The 19,845-nt window shown below is 45.3% G+C and carries 15 protein-coding genes; 8 read left to right on the forward strand and 7 right to left on the reverse strand.

The features are described 5' to 3' along the window. Window positions 1–2 precede the first annotated feature (2 nt). Window positions 3–1,133: a glycosyltransferase family 4 protein gene (locus GO493_RS07480; protein ID WP_157305515.1), complete on the forward strand. Its 1,131-nt coding sequence runs from the start codon at window positions 3–5 to the stop codon at window positions 1,131–1,133. A 17-nt stretch (window positions 1,134–1,150) separates the two neighbouring features. Beyond that, window positions 1,151–1,885 (forward strand): class I SAM-dependent methyltransferase, encoded by a 735-nt coding sequence (locus tag GO493_RS07485; protein ID WP_157305516.1) that lies wholly within the window; start codon window positions 1,151–1,153, stop codon window positions 1,883–1,885. 71 nt (window positions 1,886–1,956) lie between these two features. Here the strand turns inward: GO493_RS07485 and GO493_RS07490 are convergent, their stop codons facing one another. Further along, the gene (locus GO493_RS07490; RefSeq protein WP_157305517.1) at window positions 1,957–3,294 is read right to left on the reverse strand and encodes a lipopolysaccharide biosynthesis protein; all 1,338 of its coding nucleotides are present in this window, start codon (window positions 3,292–3,294) and stop codon (window positions 1,957–1,959) included. 454 nt (window positions 3,295–3,748) lie between these two features. Between GO493_RS07490 and GO493_RS07495 the strand changes: the two genes are divergently transcribed. Continuing rightward, on the forward strand, window positions 3,749–8,248 hold the full coding sequence (locus tag GO493_RS07495; RefSeq protein ID WP_157305518.1) for a PKD domain-containing protein: 4,500 nt from the start codon (window positions 3,749–3,751) through the stop codon (window positions 8,246–8,248). Between the two features lie 96 nt (window positions 8,249–8,344). On the opposite strand, the gene GO493_RS31210 is transcribed toward GO493_RS07495, so the two are convergent. After that, entirely contained in the window at window positions 8,345–8,971 is a 627-nt protein-coding gene (locus tag GO493_RS31210) for an acyltransferase (protein ID WP_157305519.1), read from the reverse strand. A gap of 4 nt (window positions 8,972–8,975) precedes the next feature. Continuing rightward, window positions 8,976–10,172 carry a glycosyltransferase gene (locus GO493_RS31330; RefSeq protein ID WP_317165409.1) on the reverse strand — a complete coding sequence of 399 codons (1,197 nt, stop codon included), beginning with the start codon at window positions 10,170–10,172 and terminating at the stop codon, window positions 8,976–8,978. Window positions 10,173–10,337: 165 nt separating this feature from the next. Here GO493_RS31330 and GO493_RS07510 point away from each other — a divergent pair, with 165 nt between their 5' ends. Together GO493_RS07510 and GO493_RS07515 are read left to right on the forward strand one after the other, a co-directional pair. Next, window positions 10,338–11,882, forward strand: a complete 1,545-nt coding sequence (locus tag GO493_RS07510; protein WP_157305520.1) for a bifunctional GNAT family N-acetyltransferase/carbon-nitrogen hydrolase family protein — start codon at window positions 10,338–10,340, stop codon at window positions 11,880–11,882. 4 nt (window positions 11,883–11,886) lie between these two features. Continuing rightward, on the forward strand, window positions 11,887–12,180 hold the full coding sequence (locus tag GO493_RS07515) for a thiamine-binding protein (RefSeq protein ID WP_157305521.1): 294 nt from the start codon (window positions 11,887–11,889) through the stop codon (window positions 12,178–12,180). Window positions 12,181–12,208: 28 nt separating this feature from the next. Here GO493_RS07515 and GO493_RS07520 read toward each other — a convergent pair whose 3' ends face one another. The 3 genes from GO493_RS07520 to GO493_RS07530 form a co-directional block, all read right to left on the reverse strand. Continuing rightward, window positions 12,209–13,459, reverse strand: coding sequence for a YeiH family protein (locus GO493_RS07520; protein WP_157305522.1), 1,251 nt, complete (start codon window positions 13,457–13,459; stop codon window positions 12,209–12,211). 47 nt (window positions 13,460–13,506) lie between these two features. Beyond that, window positions 13,507–14,742, reverse strand: a complete 1,236-nt coding sequence (locus tag GO493_RS07525) for a nucleoside recognition domain-containing protein (RefSeq protein ID WP_157305523.1) — start codon at window positions 14,740–14,742, stop codon at window positions 13,507–13,509. Between the two features lie 228 nt (window positions 14,743–14,970). Continuing rightward, window positions 14,971–15,132 (reverse strand): hypothetical protein, encoded by a 162-nt coding sequence (locus GO493_RS07530; RefSeq protein ID WP_157305524.1) that lies wholly within the window; start codon window positions 15,130–15,132, stop codon window positions 14,971–14,973. 10 nt (window positions 15,133–15,142) lie between these two features. Here GO493_RS07530 and ychF point away from each other — a divergent pair, with 10 nt between their 5' ends. Further along, a complete protein-coding gene (ychF, locus tag GO493_RS07535) occupies window positions 15,143–16,246 on the forward strand; it encodes a redox-regulated ATPase YchF (RefSeq protein WP_157305525.1) in 1,104 nt (367 codons plus the stop codon). 91 nt (window positions 16,247–16,337) lie between these two features. Here the strand turns inward: ychF and GO493_RS07540 are convergent, their stop codons facing one another. Then, complete coding sequence (locus tag GO493_RS07540; RefSeq protein ID WP_157305526.1) at window positions 16,338–17,333, reverse strand: phosphotransferase enzyme family protein; 996 nt, start codon at window positions 17,331–17,333, stop codon at window positions 16,338–16,340. A 163-nt stretch (window positions 17,334–17,496) separates the two neighbouring features. Here GO493_RS07540 and GO493_RS07545 point away from each other — a divergent pair, with 163 nt between their 5' ends. Next, entirely contained in the window at window positions 17,497–18,777 is a 1,281-nt protein-coding gene (locus GO493_RS07545; protein WP_232538783.1) for a glucosidase family protein, read from the forward strand. 686 nt (window positions 18,778–19,463) lie between these two features. Next, a complete protein-coding gene (locus GO493_RS07550) occupies window positions 19,464–19,832 on the forward strand; it encodes a hypothetical protein (RefSeq protein WP_157305527.1) in 369 nt (122 codons plus the stop codon). The last annotated feature ends 13 nt before the right edge of the window (window positions 19,833–19,845 follow it).

Here is a 19,845-nt window from a genome sequence, read left to right on the forward strand (position 1 = left end):
TCATGGAGGCAGTGAAAAAGATACGGGTGCTTCAAACCATCCGTCAGGGGAAGATTGGAGGAGGAGAAAGCCACGTGCTGGACCTGGTAAGGTATCTTGACAAAGAGCTATTTGAGCCGGTAGTGCTGTCCTTTACGGATGGCCCCATGATATCTTCCCTCGCAGAGCTGGGTATTCCGGCCTATGTGATCTATACCGAGCGGGCATTTGATCTCAGCGTATGGAGACAGGTAAAACAATTTCTGCGTAAACAGCAGATAGATATTGTACATGTACATGGCACCAGGGCCAATACCAATGTATTATGGGCTGCGCATTCCCTCGGGTTGCCTGTCATCTACACCATTCACGGATGGTCTTTTCATGACAGCCTGCCCACCTGGAACAGGAAGGCGCGCATACTTGCGGAGAAATTCATTACAAGGCGCACCCGCCTGAACATAACCGTTTCCGATGCCAATCATGCCACAGGTGTACGCACTTTCGGGCATTTTGAATCGCTGGTTGTTAAGAACGGAGTGAACCTTGACAAATTCAACCGCAACGGCCATTACCCGGATGTACGGGCAGCTTATGGTATTCCTGACCATCATATTGTAATAGGGTATATTGTTCGTATCACCGAACAGAAAGACCCGCTGGGTATGTTACGTGCCTATGCTAAGGTCTGCGCTGTCAACAAGGAAGTGACGCTGCTGATGATAGGTGAGGGCGACCTTAAAGAAGCAGCCATAAAACTGGCAGGAGAACTGGGTATTTCCAAACGGGTCATCTTTGATAACTTCCGGCAGGACGTTCCGGCCGTATTGCATGCAGTAGATATTTACTGTTTACCATCACTGTGGGAAGGCTTTCCCATAGGCGTACTGGAAGCAATGGCAATGGGTAAGGCTGTCATAGCAAGCGATGTGGATGGCACCCGGGAGGCAGTGGAAGATGGCATAAGCGGACTGCTGGTGCCTCCCAGAAATGAAGCCGCTCTTGTGGATGCCTTACAACTGCTCATACAGGACGAGGCGTTACGGCTTCGCCTGCAGGAAAACGCGGCAAAACGGGTAAAAGCCAATTTTGACGTGCGGGATATGACGCACAGAATTGAAACAGTGTACCAGCAATTGCTGGCGCAATTATAGATCATTAAATTTTTCGCATGAAACTGAGAAATCCCCATTCACGTTTTGATCTGAACATTAAGAGGACGGACAGGGTACTTGAAGTTGGAGGGGGCCACAACCCACATCCGAGAGCAAATGTTGTGGTTGATAAATACGTAGATGACAATACTCACCGCAGCGGTGATATCAAGGTTTTCAAAAACCAGACATTCCTTAACGCGGACGGAGAACATCTGCCATTTGCCGATAAAGAGTTTGATTATGTGATCTGCAATCACGTGCTGGAACATGTGGAAGATCCCGTAGCATTTCTGAATGAACAGTTCCGCGTGGCCAAACGCGGTTATATAGAGACGCCGTCATTACTGGGAGAACACCTGTTCCCCAAGAAATCACATAAATGGGTACTGCTGGAAGTAAATGAGAAAGTAGTGCTGGTAGATAAAGAACGTATCTCTTTCCCGACCCATTTTGATTTCGGGGATCTGTACCTGGAATACCTGCCCAAGGCCTCTATTGGCTATAAGATACTGGAAAGAACACATCCCAACCTGCATACCATGCGGCTGGAATGGGAAGGAGGATTTGATTTCATTGTAAATCCTGAGGATAAAGACATACTCAGGTATTTTGAAGAACCATGGACCAGGGAAATGGTACTGCGTTATTTTCCGCAGCGTTCAATGGGGCAGGAACTGGCAGAAGCGACAAGAGCATTCACAGATATATGTAAAAGTATTATCAGGTCCCGGGTCCTGAGAAAAGCATGATCTTGATTAGGATATGGATCATCTAGGACAGAAGGCCTTCCAGTAATGGAGGGCCTTCTTATTATCCCGAACTATTTTACCAGGCGAAGTTTTCCTGTTACCTTCTCCACCATCACCATACACTCAGCCCAACCCAGGCGCACAATATCTGCTACGGTGAAGTGTACATATTTTTTCAGCATGAAATAACCTACAACCACGCAGATGATCATATTCAGCAAAGAGCCGAAAGCTACCCAGCGAATATCGTGGAAGAGCAGGATGAAGACAATATCCCCGATGATGTTAAGCACCAGTTTCAGCAGGTTCTTATAGAAGTTGGTAAGAGGACGGTTTATCATGTCCAGCGATACGCCTATGAACCTGTCAATAGGGTAGAAGATGGCACAGAGCAGGAATATACGTACTACATCTGTAGCAGGAAGGTAAGCCTTATCTGCCAGGATGATAATAAGAGGTTTCGTGAAGATAATAAGCACAATAATGAAAGGAATGATTACAATGCTTACGACGCCTGTATAACGGCTGAAAGCCCGGGATACGCCCTGCCAGTCGTTCCTGTTGGCAGCGGCAGAAAGGGTAGGCTGCGCTGTGGCCACAAAGCTGCGTAGAATGATCTCTATTACTTCCATGAACTTCTGCGGAATACTGTAAATAGCCACCGCTGCAGGATTGATCATAGTACGGATCAGGAAGTTATCCGAATAATTGAGGAAGCCGGAAGTGATCATGCTGCCCACAATGAGCCAGCCGTATTTCACCAGTTCTACCACCTGTTTCCTTGTACTGTATATGATAGCAGGCAGCTGTGTCCATCGCCGCAGCAGGGTAAAGATACTGGTGATGCCCAGCCCCGCCATGTAGGCAAACAGTACATGCTGCAGGTCTATAGCAACAGTGAAATGAAAAGCAAGTATCAATACCAGGAAACAACCATTCTGCCAGAACCGGACCTGTAATATCCTGTCAAACCTGTGCTCTGCCTGCAATAACCAGCTGGCAATGTTAAACGGTACAGATACCACCATCATTATCCCTAACCATTTGAGGAAGAACTGCCATGTAGCGTCAAAGTAATGAAAGAATACGAACAGTACTATGAGGTCCAGTACAAGACAGAGACCGGTCAGTATAAGCGCCAGGCTCCATGCGCTGCCCGCTACTTCTCTTGACACCTCCCCGCTGCTGCCGGCATAAAAACGGATGATCCCCGATTGTAACAGGGCAGTGCGGATCTGGTCCAGCACAGTATAAGTACCGATAAACAATACCCATTCCCCGAACGCCGCCAGTGGAAGCAACCGTACCAGAATAGCAAATGACAATACGTTCAGAAATGCAGAGACAAGGTTACCTAAAAGAGAATGAAAATGCCTGTTGTTGATGACCGTCAATAACTTAAATCCCATGGATGTGATGTAATACAGTTAATTGAAAATTCTGAGGTCTTTTTGACAGGATAAGGTTATATACGGAGTGCGATAACGTCTTACAATATTACCTTATTGTAAATGTACAACAAAATTTTCTTTGCTGCCTTCAGTTCAATAAAATATCAACTATAAAATTACATATATAATTTTTTCATGCTTTATAAATAATGATAATTACATATTAAAAAAATTTCATCTAACAAATAAAATTATTGTACTTTGCCACGGGATTTAAAATAATCAGAAGACACTCACTTTAACAGAAGGAGTGATTTAAATAAGAAGGACGATTTTAAGACCCTTTTGGCGAGATCAACGTACACGATTACAATTTCAAATTAATCTAAAAAATAAGCGTCTATTTGAATTTTTCCTGCATTGCGGGCAGGATTTGCACGGACATACCATACACATTGAAAAACCTTTACAGATGAAGCATTTGTACTCTATTTGCAGTAGTATGTATGTATCGCTTACGGCATTACTACTGTTTACAACGCTAACCTCAAACGCCCAGCAAGTGGGTGTATCTCTGGCAGGAACAGGCGTTACAAATTCAGGGGGGTATTATGAATTTGTACCTCCGTCCTATGCAGGCAGCAAGGATTCTTTCCCGTTGCTGATCTTCATTCATGGCATAGGAGAATTGGGTAACGGAACTACAAACCTGCCTACTGTATTGAGAAACGGTGTTCCCAAGCTGCTCAATAACGGTACATTCCCTTCTTCTTTTACGGTCAATGGCCGGACATTCTCTTTCATTGTGGCATCACCGCAGTTTAAGAACATACCGGGTCCTACAGACGTCTTAAGCCTGATCAACTACCTCAGGAAAAAATTCCCCAGGATTGACAGCAAACGCATATATGTAACAGGTCTCAGTATGGGCGGCGGCGCCACAGAAGATTTTGTCAGCGCCGGCAGCACCTATTCCCAGGTACCGGCAGCAGCTGTTGCCGTTTGCGGCAATATGAACCCGCTGGCTAAAACAGCTGCCGCTAAAGCAGTAGCACAGAATGACATTCCTGTCTGGTTCCTTCACAACGAAAACGATCCAACCGTTCCTTCCCAGTATTCGAAAGACTGGGTCACCCAGATAGATGCCAGTAACCCGGTTAGCAGCGCCATGCCCAGACTCACCATCTTCAATGCCTCCGGGCATGATGCCTGGACCAAATCTTACGATCCTGCCTATAAGGAAAATGGCATGAACGTGTACGAATGGCTGCTGCAATATGAAAAGGGTGGCAAGGTCCCGGACACTCCAACTAAACCCGCTAACAAACGTGTGATGGCTAAAACCAACATCGGCAACGGTATGTATTATACTGACGCTATGAAAAGCTTTGGCCTGAACCCCGGCGATACCCTCTGCATTGCTGCAGGAGATTATGAGTTCATACAACTGGGGAAACTGGTGGGTACAGCAGATAAGCCTATAGTGATCACCAATTGCGGCGGACAGGTAAGAGTAGGTATCAGGACACTTAAAAGCGACATTGCCTTCAACATCATGGGGGGGCAATACCTGCATATTAATGGTTCCGGTACTCCCGGCATTGAATATGGTTTTGATGTGAACGGAAAGAACCTGGCTGGGGTAAAGATGCATGGTATGTATCTGGGCTCCGGCAGCTCAGATATTGATGTGCACAATATCTATTTCCATGATGTAGGCATCTTCATCGTGGCTAAAACCACGCAGGAGTGTAATAATCCGCAGTTCTGGGAAGGTAAGTATGTCATGAAGAATGTGAAGATCCACCATATTAAAGGCCGCTATTCCGACTATGAGGGCTTTTACATAGGGAACACACACTATGTGATGGACTATGCCGGATGTAAAGGCATCAAATCACACCACATACAGGACCTGGAAGTATATGACAACGACCTCCAGTATATGGGACAGGATGGTATACAGATAGCTATGACAGATCTGGGTACCAACAAAATACATCACAATACTGTACGCAACTATGGCACCTCCAGACTGGACGCCCAGAGTTACGGTATGCTGATGGGCGGCGGTTCCCGGGTACGTCTTTACAACAACGTGATTGATCAGGGATATCTGCCTGGTATTGCAATATTCGGCTCAGGAATATCTTATGTGTACAACAATACCGTTTCCAACGTAGAACATGGAGAAGGTATCAACGTAGCAGACAAGTTCATACTGGAGCCGGTCACAGCCTACATCTTCAACAATACTATCTACAATACGGGTAATACCGGGTTGACTATTTATGCCTACCTCACTACCCTGGGGCATAAAGTATATAATAACATCGTGATCGAAAAATCGCCTGGAGGCAGTTATCCCTATACCGGTTATTATATCAGGGGAGCAAAGAATATCAAGTTCGACTTCGGTGACAACTACTATTCCAATACCGCAGATGCCGGTAAGGTAGTAAAGAATGTTGCCACCGGCGACTTCCATCTCGTAAAAGGCTCCGCCGCAATAGATAAGGGTTATGATGTTGCCAGCTGGGGCATCAGCACCGATCTGGATAATTTAAGTCGCCCGGTGAACGGGAAATTCGACATGGGTGCCTACGAATACAACGGCACATCTACAACTCCTGTTAATAAAGCGCCGGTAGCTAATGCTGGTACTAACATCAGCATTACCCTCCCAACCAGTACTGTTACCTTAAACGGCAGCACATCGGCAGACAGTGACGGTAAGATCAACGCCTACGCCTGGAAGAAAGTGAGCGGGCCCGCTGTGGGAACAATTACCAGTGCAGCTGCCGCCCAAACGACCGTAACAGGACTGACCACAGCCGGGACATATGTATTTGCCCTCACCGTGACTGATGATGATAAGGCAACAGATGCAGACAGCGTAACTGTCACCGTAAAAGCTGCTCCTGTAGCGAATAAAGCACCGGTAGCGAATGCTGGTACTAACATCACTATTACTCTTCCTACAAGTACTGTTACCTTAAACGGCAGTGCATCTGCAGACAGTGATGGCAAGATCAGCGCTTATGCCTGGAAGAAAGTAAACGGCCCGGCTGTGGGAACTATTACCAGTGCAGCTGCAGCAAAAACAACGGTAACTGGACTGACCGCCGCCGGAACATATGTATTTGCCCTGACCGTGACTGATGATGATAAGGCAACAGATGCAGACAGCGTGACTGTCACCGTAAAAGCTGCTCCTGTAGCGAATAAAGCACCGGTAGCGAATGCTGGTACTAACATCACTATTACTCTTCCTACAAGTACTGTTACCTTAAACGGCAGTGCATCTGCAGACAGTGATGGCAAGATCAGCGCTTATGCCTGGAAGAAAGTAAACGGCCCGGCTGTGGGAACTATTACCAGTGCAGCTACAGCAAAAACAACGGTAACTGGACTGACCGCCGCCGGAACATATGTATTTGCCCTGACCGTTACAGATGATGATAAGGCAACAGATGCAGACAGCGTGACTGTCACCGTAAAAGCTGCTCCTGTAGCGAATAAAGCACCGGTAGCGAATGCTGGTACTAACATCACTATTACTCTTCCTACAAGTACTGTTACCTTAAACGGCAGTGCATCTGCAGATAGTGATGGTAAGATCAGCGCCTATTCCTGGAAGAAAGTGAGCGGACCGGCTGTGGGAATTATTACCAGTGCAGCTGCAGCAAAAACAACGGTAACGGGACTGACCACCGCCGGAACATATGTATTTGCCCTGACCGTAACTGACGATGATAAGGCGACAGACGCAGACAGCATAACTGTTACTGTAAAAGTAGCACAGACTCCCAGCACTCCTCCGTCTTCACAGCCTCCAGCAAATAAGCCTCCTGTAGCCAATGCAGGTAGTGATATCATCATACAGCTGCCGGTTAACAGCATAACATTGAACGGCTCAGCATCCAAAGATCCGGATGGCACCATTGCGACCTATTTCTGGGAAAAGATATCCGGTCCGGACGTGAAATTCTCAAATGCCCGTGGAGCTGTAAATATCGTGTCAGCTATGATTGCCGGTAATTATATGTTCAGGCTTACTGTTAAAGACAATAAAGGCGCAACTGCCATAGATTATGTCAATGTAACCGTGAAACCTATCAGTACGGTGAACGTAGCGCCTATAGCAAAAGCAGGAAGTGATGTAACCATCACCCTGCCGGTGAACAGCGTGATCCTGAACGGCTCGGGTTCTTCAGATGCCGACGGACAGATAACCGGGTATTTATGGCAGAAAGAAACAGGCAGGGATGTGAAGTTCTCCAATGCAAACGGTGTGATCAACGTCGTATCCGGTCTTACAGCAGGTACCTATGTGTTTGAACTGAAAGTGACTGATAACAGGAATGCCACTGCCACAGACAGGATGACCGTTACTGTGCTGCCAGCTGTTACACAGGGTAAACCACCGGTAGCTATCAGCCAGGGAGATCTTACAGTTACATTGCCAACATCCGGTGTAAATGTAGATGCCAGCAGGTCTTATGGCATCAATACCACCATCGGCTCTTATAAATGGAAGCAGATCTCCGGTCCGTTAACGGCCAGTATCGGCGCATCAAATGCGGAGAGCACCGGTCTGTCAGGTATGACGTTCCCCGGTAAATATGTGTTCCAGCTCACAGTGACAGATAATAATGGCTTAAGCTCCAACGCAATTTTCACTATTACCGTCCTGGATGGTAATGCAGGAGAGGCGCCGATCATAAAGATCTATCCGAACCCGGTGGTTAATACCCTGTACTTCAAACAGGAACTGAAGAATGCCGGTGAAGCGACTATTACCATCTTCACCCTGGCCGGCCAGTCTATGAAGAGTTATATATTACCAGCTATGGATGTACAGCAGAAATCGCTGGATGTTACCTTCCTGCCTGCAGGAACTTACCTTCTGCAGGTATTGTATAAGGGCACCGGTTTAAAAATGAGCTTCAAATTTGTAAAGGCTAACTAGGAGGATAACGCATCTTCAATGATGCAGAACAAAAAGAAATGGTTTCACCAAAGTGAAACCATTTCTTTTTTTAAAGAGGATAAAAGAAAAGATCTGTCAAACCCTTTCCCATAATTTCTTCCCGGGGTTATACTGCTTGATCACCCTTGCAGGATTTCCGGCCACCACACTGAAAGGAGGAACATTCTTCGTAACTACACTGCCACCAGCCACTACAGAATGCTCACCTATCCTTACCCCCGCAGTTATAACAGCATTAGCGCCAATCCAGCTGTCAGCACCAACATATATTTCAGCCGTAGTACATTTCTGCTGACCAATAGGAAGATCCGGATCTTCATAACCATGATTCAATCCGGACATCACCACGTTCTGAGCAATGATCACATTATCTGCTATGGTAACAGGCCCTATCAGCACATTACCGATCCCTATCTGCACCCTGTTCCCGATAATAACATCGCCCACGCCATTATTGACCGTAGCAAAATCTTCAACAATTGACAGCTCCCCCAGATCAAACCTGTTGAAAGGGAATACATCCATACGTGCAGATCTTCTCACAATAGCTCCCTTTCCTTTTTTATGGATAAAAGGATTCACGAACCATCTGACCCATAAACGGGGCTTTGCCTGGTTTCTGGGCATGATCATACGATGTACGAACTGCTTCAGCTTTGGATCACTTTTGATCCTTTCCTTAATAGTCAGTAATGTGCTCATCCTGTTAAGCGGATTTTAAGATAGCCTCATACAGGGCTGTGACAGAGTTCTCCCAGCTATGGGAGCGCGCAAAAGCAATACGTTGTTCCCGGAGCTGCTCCCCGTCTTCAGAAAGCGCTTTGCTGATCAGCGTTACATACTCTTCTGCCGTCCGGGCAAGGTATGTATGCGATGCAAAATATTCCATGGTCCTGGTAACTGTAGCTACTACAGGCTTACCCAGTGCCAGGTACTCATCTATCTTCAGGGGATAATTCCCGATAGTGATCTCGTTCACCAGCTGGGGATTCATACAAACGTCAAATGATTTGATATAGGCCGGCAGCTCAGGTACAGATTTCCGGCCCAGGAAATGAATGTTAGGTAAGGTATGCAGCACAGATTGCTCAAAGGCCTTATCTTCCGGGCCTACCAGCACCACAGACCATTCCGGGTGACTGCGGGCAATATGTTCCATAATGCCAATATCAAGCCGCAGGGAATTCAATGATCCCACATAACCTATTACAGGCCCTTTGATCCCTTCCATATCCGCAGGCTTTTCAAGGTCCTTTCCGGCGTCAAAAAGTGTCAGGTCACAACCCTGGCCAATGTAATAACTGTTGGGATTGTACTTTTTGAGCATATCTGTCAGATAGGAGGAATTTGCCACCGCCACATCGGCCTTGGCAATATGCAAAGGTTCCAGTTTTTCGCCATGCTTTTTCCAGTAATCTACCCCCAGCAGATAATCCCTGCTGTAATAGATATAAGTGGAAGGATGGAGCAGCTCTTTCAGGTAAAAGCCCCTGAAAATATCATTGTCGTTAAAGAGAATGATGTCTGAAAAGCCTAATGCGTCAATAGCTTCCCTGATGCTGGCGGCGAATTTCCTGTTATTACGTTTGTTCAGCAGGGAAAAGCCTGATGTAAAAGGCAGCCAGTTGATGGATTCAAGTATGGAAGAAGGGTAGTAGGTCCAGATATTATCTCCGGCAGGCACAATGGCCGGCTCCTTTTTTTCAAGCGTTTTAAGGTGATATGCAATATCCGGATCTTCTTTCTGACGGAGAATGGTGTTGCGGTCCAACGGGGAATTGACATACAGTACACGGTTATGCTTTGCAAACTGTAATGCTATATTCTTACAATTGCTGCCTATTGAGGTGTACCATTGCTGAAGCCCTATGATTACTATATCTCGATTTTTGATAAGCGACACTGCCGTAATAATTATAGTGAATAATTACTTTGCCAGGCATGCACGGGAGGATGGTTAAAAAAGCACCCCAAATATAACTACTTTTTTTACATTAAGAATAGGTGGCTTATCATTTGTACAGATATACTACCTTGTGAGAGGCTGGCAGTACTCAAAATTTAAAATATGGCAGCAAAACATACCCCGGAAACGATAGATATCAGGCAATTAACACCTGAAGATTACCTGGACCTTAAAGAATCTATGGTATCTGCCTATGCAGATATGGAAGGCAGCTACTGGAGGGAACCCACCATCCGCCGGCTGGTAGAGCTCTTTCCTGAAGGACAGATTGCCGTCACCGTAAACGATAAAGTTGTAGGCTGCGCCCTCTCCATTATTGTTGACTATGGCAAATTCGGGGATGAGCATACCTATGAACAGATCACCGGCTATTTTACCTTTAACACACATGACCGGAAGGGCGATGTACTATACGGAATAGAAGTATTTGTACATCCTGACTACCGCGGCCGCCGGTTGGCCAGGAGGTTATATGACGCCCGCAAAACCCTGTGCGAACGGCTGAACCTGCGGGGCATAGTGGCCGGAGGGCGCATCCCCAATTACCTGAAATATGCCGGTGAAATGTCACCCAGGGAATATATAGAGAAGGTAAGGGATAAAGAGATCTACGATCCTACGCTCACATTCCAGTTCTCGAACGATTTCCAGGTGAAGAAGATCCTGAAGAACTACCTTCCGCATGATGAATCGTCCAAGGGCTTTGCCACGCTGCTGCAGTGGTATAATATCTATTATGAGAAAGATCAGGACACTATCCGCTACAACAAATCCATTGTACGTATAGGCCTGGTGCAATGGCAGATGCGCGATTACGGCAGCCTGGATGGCTTCATGCAGCAGGTAGAATATTTTGTGGATGCAGTGAGTGATTACGGATCGGATTTCGTAGTTTTTCCCGAACTGTTCAATGCCCCGCTGATGGCGGAATTTAACCAGATGGACCAGGCCGGCGCCATCAGGGGAGTGGCCAAATATACAGAACAGATCCGCGAACAGTTTGTTCAGTTCGCTGTATCTTACAACGTCAATATCATTTCAGGCAGCATGCCCATAGTAATTGATGAGCTGTTGTACAATATATCTTACCTCTGCCGGAGGGATGGAACATATGACTATTACATCAAAATGCATCCAACCCCCAGCGAAGTCTATGCCTGGGGCATGAAAGGAGGAGAGGACCTGAAAATATTTGATACAGACTGCGGGAAAGTAGGCATCCAGATCTGTTATGACGTAGAATTCCCGGAGCCATCCCGTATCCTGTCAGAACAGGGTATGCAGATACTGTTCGTACCTTTCCTGACAGATACCCAGCACGCCTTTAACCGTGTGAGGTTCTGCGCTCAGGCAAGGGCTATAGAGAATGAATGCTATGTAGCGATTGCAGGATGTGTGGGAAATCTTCCCAAGGTAAATAATATGGACCTGCAATATGCACAGAGCGCTGTGCTGACCCCTTCTGACTTTGCATTTCCTGTAACCGGCGTAAAGGCCGATGCCACCGCCAATACGGAAATGGTGGTGATTGCGGATGTAGACCTGGTACTGCTGAAAGAACTGAACGCCTTCGGCAGCGTACAAACGAAGAAGGATATGCGAAAAGACCTCTATGAAGTAAAATGGAAGAAAACAAAAAACAAATAATAGTATGGCACACAAGATCAACCTGGCATTACAGGTGCTTCCGTCAGTTCCCGGTGAACAGGTATATGCAGTAGTGGATGAAGCAATTGCTGTGATACAGGCCTCAGGATTAAAATACAGGGTTTGTCCCTTTGAAACGGTGATTGAAGGTACTTATGATGAATGTATGGAAGTGGTGAGGAAAGCGCAGGAAGTATGTTTCAAAGCAGGAGCATCACAGCTGCTGGTGTATATTAAGATGCAGATAAAAAAGGATGAAGATGTAAGTATTGAGGACAAGACAGGAAAATATGATTGAATAGTGGGCCTGTGGCCCACTATTCATATTAATCACGTCCAAACACCAGGTACGCAATTATCAATGTAAATATTATGTTGAAGACCTGCGCAATAATGAACGCCATGGCAGGCCTGCCGTTCTCCATTCTGAAAATGTCAGTGAATTTTGTTTCCAGCCCTATACAGGTGAATGCCAGCGCAAACCAGTAGGTCTGCATTTCTTTTAATCCGCCTTTACTGCCGGCAACGATCTCCGGAGGCAGTACAAACGAAAAGAGGAAAGAGGCAAAGATAAAGCCCAGTACAAACTTGGGAAAGCGATCCCAGATAGTAGCTGCAGTAGGTTTCTCATAACCCGCTTCTTTACGGGTATAAGACCAGTATATTGAAATGAAGAAAGCCGCAAGTCCCAGCAATACGTTCTGTGAGAATTTCACCAGTGTGGCGTATTTCAACGCTTCCTCCCCCAGCATGGTACCTGCTGCCACTACGGCGCCGGAAGTATCGATGGTCCCTCCCAGCCATGCACCCGCTACATGAGGTGGCATGTGCGCCCAGATAGCTATATAAGGCATGAACAGCATCATGGGAATGGCGATAATGAGCACAAGAGAAATAACATGGGAAAGCTTTTTATTATCTCCTTCAATAGCGCCCGCAGTAGCAATAGCCGCAGATACGCCACAGATGGACACTGCACTGGAGATCATCATCTTAAATTCATCGTCCAGTTTAAACTTCTTACAGGTCCAGAAAGCGAAATACCAGACGGTAAATACCACAGCAACAGATTGTGCCAGTCCCTTTATTCCTCCCTGGAGAATATCTTCGAAAAGCACATTGGCTCCCAGCAGGATCAGACCTATTTTAATATATAGTTCAGTCTGTATAGCGGGTTTCAGCCAGGCAGGCACACCAACGGTATTACTGATCAGCAATCCGAAGAGAAGGCTGAACAGAACAACTTCAATTCCCAGGTCTTTTATTGTTTTATTGGAGGCCAGGAACTGCGCCAGTAATGTGATGAGCATAATGGTTACCAGGGAGGGGACGAGCTGTCCTACGGTAAGATTGCGTTGCAGGTATCTTGTCAGTACAAGGGCTGTCAGCACCCATATAAAGCCGATAGTAAGCTGTTTCCAGACAACAAGGTTAGCCAGTTGGGCGGATAGTTCTGCTCCGGCCCCCCAGGTCCCGGCTTTTGGCAGCACAGGTTTTATACCGGCAATTCCCAGGAGGATAATAACAAAGGCAACAATAAACGCGATCCAGTCTTCATGTAGTGGTTTCTTAAGCATGATAGTAAATGAGTTTTTGGCAGATATATGGTGGTGGGTGCAACAAGTTAGTGAAAGAAAATATATCCTACAATAATGGATCCCACCAGTCCTACAAAGTCGGCTATCAGTCCGCATGCCAGGGCATGCCGGGTATTCCTGATGTTTACGGAACCGAAGTAGAGCGCCAGTACATAAAATGTTGTCTCCGTAGAGCCCTGTATAATACTGGCCAGCCGGCCAACGAACGAATCCGGGCCGTCATGTTTGAGAATATCTATCATCAGTCCGCGGGCGGCTCCTCCGCTGAAGGTCTTCATCAACCCTACCGGCAATACGGGCACAAAGTCGGTGTTCATGCCCAGCATACCAAAGAAGGCGCCAAGGCCACTGGTTACATAATCCAGGCATCCGGTAGTACGGAATGCGCTGATACCTACCAGCATGGTTACCAGGTAAGGTATGATGGATACGGCCACGTTGAAACCCTCTTTTGCTCCTTCTATAAACGTGTCATAGACGTTTAACTTTCTGACCAGTCCAAGGGTAAAAAAGGAAACGATAATGGAAAAGATCAGCAATCCGCCGATAAGCGCCGTGTAGGTGGCTATCTGGTCTGGTGGAAGGTTATGCAGCCACCAGTAAAGCACTCCCATGAGTGCGCAGAAACCGGCTACAAATACCAGTACAGGCAGCTTGAACAGGTTGATACGCTGGAATATGGCAACAGCTATAAGACCGGACATGAATGATATAAAGGTGCCGATCAGGGTAGGGACGAAGATATCCGCAGCATTGGCAGAACCTGTGGCCAGCCTGACGGCTATAACAGAAGTAGGGATAATGGTGAGCCCGGCAGTATTCAGCACCAGGAACATGATCTGGGAGTTACTGGCAGTGCCTTCCGGTTCAGGGTTGATGTCCTGGAGCCTTTTCATAGCTTTTAGTCCCAGGGGAGTGGCAGCATTGTCCAATCCCAGGGCGTTGGCGCTGAAATTCATAAGAATGGCCCCCATGGCAGGGTCTTTTTTAGGGATCTGGGGGAATAATTTAGAGAAGAACGGGTCTACGATCCTGGCAAATATGTTGATCATACCACCTTTTTCGCCCACTTTCATGACACCCAGCCAGAAAGTCATGATGCCTGCAAGGGCGAGAGATATCTCCGCGCCGGTTTTGGCACTGTCAAACATTCCTGTCATCACGTTAGAGAAAACGGCAGTGTCGTGCAGGAAGATCAGCCGGCACAGCGCTACTATGAAGGATATCAGGAAAAAAGAGAGCCAGACGTAGTTTAATGCCATATATATGAATGATTGAGTCTCAAATCTAATAGCAAAAATTTAATATAAAAAGTTGATAATGTTTAGGTTTATTTTTTATGACTGTTTTCCTCATTAATATAGTTTGGATTCTTCCCCTCAACTTCCTCTTTCAAGCATGTTTCAAGTATCTTTCAAGCAAGTCATAAGCATGTTTAGTGTATGTATTGCGGTACCTAAAGTGCCCCACGGTATAGTCCTGATATAGGTTTACACTTCTGTTAGATAATCCTGTTTGAAGTTACAATTGTTGCTGAAGAGCGCCACATCACTTCCCGGAGGAAAGTCATCCTGCTCTGTCCACCGTACTTCCGGGCTGAAACGGACACAAGTGGTGTCTTTATAAGACAAAAAAGCATTATCTTCGCGCAAATTTTTTAAAATGGCGTTACAAGCAGGAATTGTTGGTTTGCCGAATGTAGGAAAGTCGACTTTATTTAACGCGGTAAGCAACAGCGCAAAAGCGCAGGCCAGCAACTACCGTTTCTGTACTATTGAACCGAATGTTGGCCTGGTAGATGTACCAGATGCAAGATTGTCTAAACTGGAGGAACTGGTAAAACCTAACCGCGTTGTACCTACTACCATAGAGTTTGTGGACATTGCCGGCCTGGTAAAGGGAGCCAGCAAAGGAGAAGGTCTGGGTAACAAGTTCCTGGCTAATATCCGTGAAGTAGATGCGATTGTACACGTGATCCGTTGTTTTGAAGATGATAATATTCTCAGGGAAGAAGGCGCTATCAACCCTGTAAGCGATAAAGAGATCATTGATACCGAACTGCAGCTGAAAGACCTGGAAAGCGTGGAAAAGAAGATTGCACGTACAGAGAAAATGGCGAAAACCGGTGGCGATCCTAAAGCGAAGAAAGAATTTGAGATACTGAAACAATGCCAGGAACACCTGGAGAAAGGCCGTAACATCCGTGAACTGGGCCTGGACAAGGAAGACCGCAGCGCCATCGCTGACCTGTTCCTGCTCACAGAGAAACCTGTATTGTATGTGGCCAACGTGGATGAAGGATCCATGCTGACCGGCAACAAATACTCTCAGCAGCTACAGGAAGCTGTTAAAGCTGAAGGCGCCCAGGTTATTGTTATGAACAACAGCATCGAAGCACAGATCTCCGAAATGGAAGATCCGGCTGACAAAGAACTGTTCCTTTCTGAATATAATCTCACAGAGCCAGGTCTGAACCGCCTGATCCGTTCAGCTTACAACCTGCTTAACCTGATCACCTACTTTACTGCCGGTGTACAGGAGGTAAGGGCATGGACCATTCATTCCGGATGGAAAGCGCCACAGGCTGCCAGTGTGATCCATACAGACTTTGAAAAAGGATTTATCAAGGCTGAGGTGATCGCTTATGATGACTATGTGAAATTCGGTTCTGAAACTGCCTGTCGCGACAACGGCCGTTTACGTATAGAAGGTAAAGAATACGTGGTAAGTGATGGTGATGTAATGCACTTCCGCTTTAACGTATAATAAGATACTTCAGGGTAAAATACACTGAGGGTTACAACAAATCAAGACGTCCCGGGTTCTGAATCCGGGACGTCGTCTATTTCAGGGGAAATCATATCCAATATTTATCCATCAATTGCCTTATTACATTCATTCTCATCTTTAATTGCGCCGGTTGAAATACAACAGGATAAAACTGGTCATGAGTAGTATGAAACCCCATATAGAATAACCAGAATCCCAGGCTGAGATAAGGGATCACTTCCAGTTCTTCCTCACTGACAGCCCTTACTTCCCTGTAGGCTTCCTGGAATACCTGGAAATACCTGTCGGCCGTTTCCTGCGTCAACCTGTTAAAGAAAACATCAAGAGTAAGATGTGTCCAGAAGGTCATCATATCATTAACCAACCAGCCGTAACCAAGGAAATCGAAGTCAAAAAGAGTTACCTGGTCGTTTTCATCAAAATGAAAATTCTTGGGCAGGAAGTCAAACTGGCAATAACCGGAAGAAAAGCGGGAAGTATCTGTATCGGACAATTTCTGTTCTACTTTTTTTGCAGCCTGTTGTAACCAGAGATAGTCATCCGGGTTATCTGCAAAGGCGTCTTTAGTCATTTCCAGGGGCCTGAAAAGAGTATTTTCCAGGTCAAATGCCCAACGTTGCCCATCCGGCCGAATAACAGAAGATACATTGTGAAATGCTGCCATTTCACGTCCAAGGCTCTGCAGTTGCCGGTCGTTGAATTGTAATACAGATTTTCCATGAGCAAAGGAAAATAATACACCATAACGCGGGCCTTCGGCTGCATCAAATTCCTGGATCATATTGCCATTCCGGTCTGCAATAGGATAGGATACAGAAACATTTGCTGTATGTAAAGCCGTCAGTAATCCGGTTTCGACCTGTATCTGTTCCAGGCTTCGGTGCGTAGAACGGTAAATACGCAGAATGTATTTCTGGTCCGGGGCTTCTGCCATATAGGTATCACCAACACCACGTACAATAAACCGGCATTTTATCATACCATGATCGTAGTGGGAAGAAAGGTAACTGGCTAAGGCATCCGGGCAGAGGGTAGAATAAGTAGTGGGGAAGATGGGTTTCATGGCGTAAAGATAGAATTAATCCAATATCATAAATGTACATACATATATATCTTTCGCCAATAATAAGAATATCCAATATAATAAAGAATCATAGAGATCCGATATAACATTTTGTCTTTAAAAGACAACCTATTATATTTACATGTACATACATACTTTTTATATGAAACTTACAGGTCTTTTTATTTTAGTCATTACATTCCACGTTTCTTTCTCACAGCCCAGGCAGCTGGCTGCCAGGATAACGGCAGATTCCCGTCTTGATACCGTACAGGCCCGCGCCCTGCGCCTGTTAACCGGCTTTTCTGCCGGGACTTCTTATGGGGAAGTCTGGATCAGGGATTTCAACACCTTCATTAAGGGCTCTTTAAAAGTACATCCTCCTGAAAAGGTAAAGGAGATGCTACTGCTTTTCTTCCGTATGCAGGGAACGGAAGGAGATATTGTTGACGGCATGATAGATGCTAAAAAAGCCTATGCAGGCTATCCTTACCGTTATACAGACATGGCTCCGGGATGGGCTGCTCATAAGAACACAGTTGAAACAGACCAGGAATCATCCCTCGTACAAGCCATCAGGAAATATGTTGACGCTACGGGAGATAAAACTTTCCTGCTGGAGAAAGTAGGGGAGAAGACCGTCTTTCAACGGATGGAAGATGCGCTGAATTACATTATGAAAGACCGCTGGTCTGACAAATACGGACTTGTTACAGGCGCCACTACTGTAGATTGGGGAGATGTTCAGCCCGAAACAGGTTGGGGAGTAGCTATCAATGATAAAACAAAATGGGCAATAGATATTTATGACAACGCTATGTTTATAATTGCCCTCAATGATTTCATTGCGATGAAGCCCGCTGGCTACACAACTTCCAGGAACTGGTCTCAAACTGCCACTAGAATTAAACAGAACGTACGCAAACATCTCTGGCGGATTGATACACAGAAATACATTCCTCATCTTTATCTCAATGGCAGTCCGTTCTCTGCGTCATTCAATGAAGATCAGATCCTTTACACCGGTGGTTCTGCCTGTGCTATACTGGCGGGCTTACATAACAAAAAAGAAATCGCCGTTATCAATCAGCAGATGTTGACTGCAGCAACTAAAGAGAAACATGCTACCATCGGCATTACAGTATACCCTCCATATCCTGCAGAAGAGTTTCCTAACATGCATCCTTATGTATACCAGAATGGTGGCGACTGGACCTGGTTTGGCGGACGTATGATACAGGCGCTGATACAATATGGGTATATCAATGAGGCATATAATGAATTACAGCCCATGATAGACAGAGTGCTGGCCAATAAAGGTTTCTACGAATGGTACGACGTACGTACCGGTGAACCAAAAGGCTCAGGAGACTTCAGGGGAGAGGCTGGGGTGTTGTATGATGCAATTGTGTTGCTGAGAGAATGGGCTTCACGAAATAAATAAAATATACAACGGAAGTGCTATAACCACCAACATGCACGAAATTCTTATATTCGCACTATCAAAAAGAGTTACAAATACTCCACAAGAAAAGATTAAGAAAGAAGCTGCTAAGAATTGCTTGTTTTGCGTAAACTCAGGGGGATAGTTCCAATTGTCAAAGCCATAAATTTGACAATATAAGTTGCTGCTTGTATATACCATGATAATCCAGAAAATCAGAAAATAATTACTGCCATTAAGTTGTCTTTAACAGGGACAACCAGCTTAAAGCATGTCCGGTCGACATGTCTTTTTATAACGTGAAAAAAGAAGGCCGGATATTCCTGTCCGGCCTGTCGATTTAAGGTGAGTTGTTATTTTTAAACCTCCAACAGGTCTTTAAATAAGAACCCTATATGTTAACCCAGCAAACATCTACATGTAGACAACAAATTTCATAATCATTAATTTATAGCATCAATGTGTTATAAGTATAGCCATGTCCGATACTTATTTTTGTCTCATGTAATATAATAAATGACTTTATAGGACCAACCATTGTTGTATACATACCTTGTTCTGGCTATATACCTATGTCAACAATTATTTTGCTGTCAAAATTTTTAATTGCCGGATAATTATTCCCTAACAGATGGCCATGGTGAATGAATATAGGAAAGAAGTAATTGAAAGTAAAAGTAACTTCTATGAATTTTAACTTTGATGATTGTTACTGGCATGATTCTATACTCAAAAGTATTTACATTGATAGGAGTAATCCAGGGCATGTTGATACAATTGAAATGATCATTGATTGGTATGATGAACCTGAATCAAGAATCATATTTAAAGATGTTTATTTATTTAAGGCAACAATGAATTTTGGGATTATCGCCCACGAATCTATCCTTACTGCTGGCATTGCCCCCCTAGATGATCCAGATCTGGTAGAATTTTATAGAAAGAAAAAAAAATTTCCTCAACATATACAATTAAACTGCTACATAATTGAGACCAATTCTACGGGCGGTTTAATAAAGATTATTGCGGAGACTGTCGAAAAAGTTGAGATATAAATTTCTATAAACT

The sequence above is a fragment of the Chitinophaga tropicalis genome, assembly GCF_009758205.1.
Taxonomy (GTDB): domain Bacteria; phylum Bacteroidota; class Bacteroidia; order Chitinophagales; family Chitinophagaceae; genus Chitinophaga; species Chitinophaga tropicalis.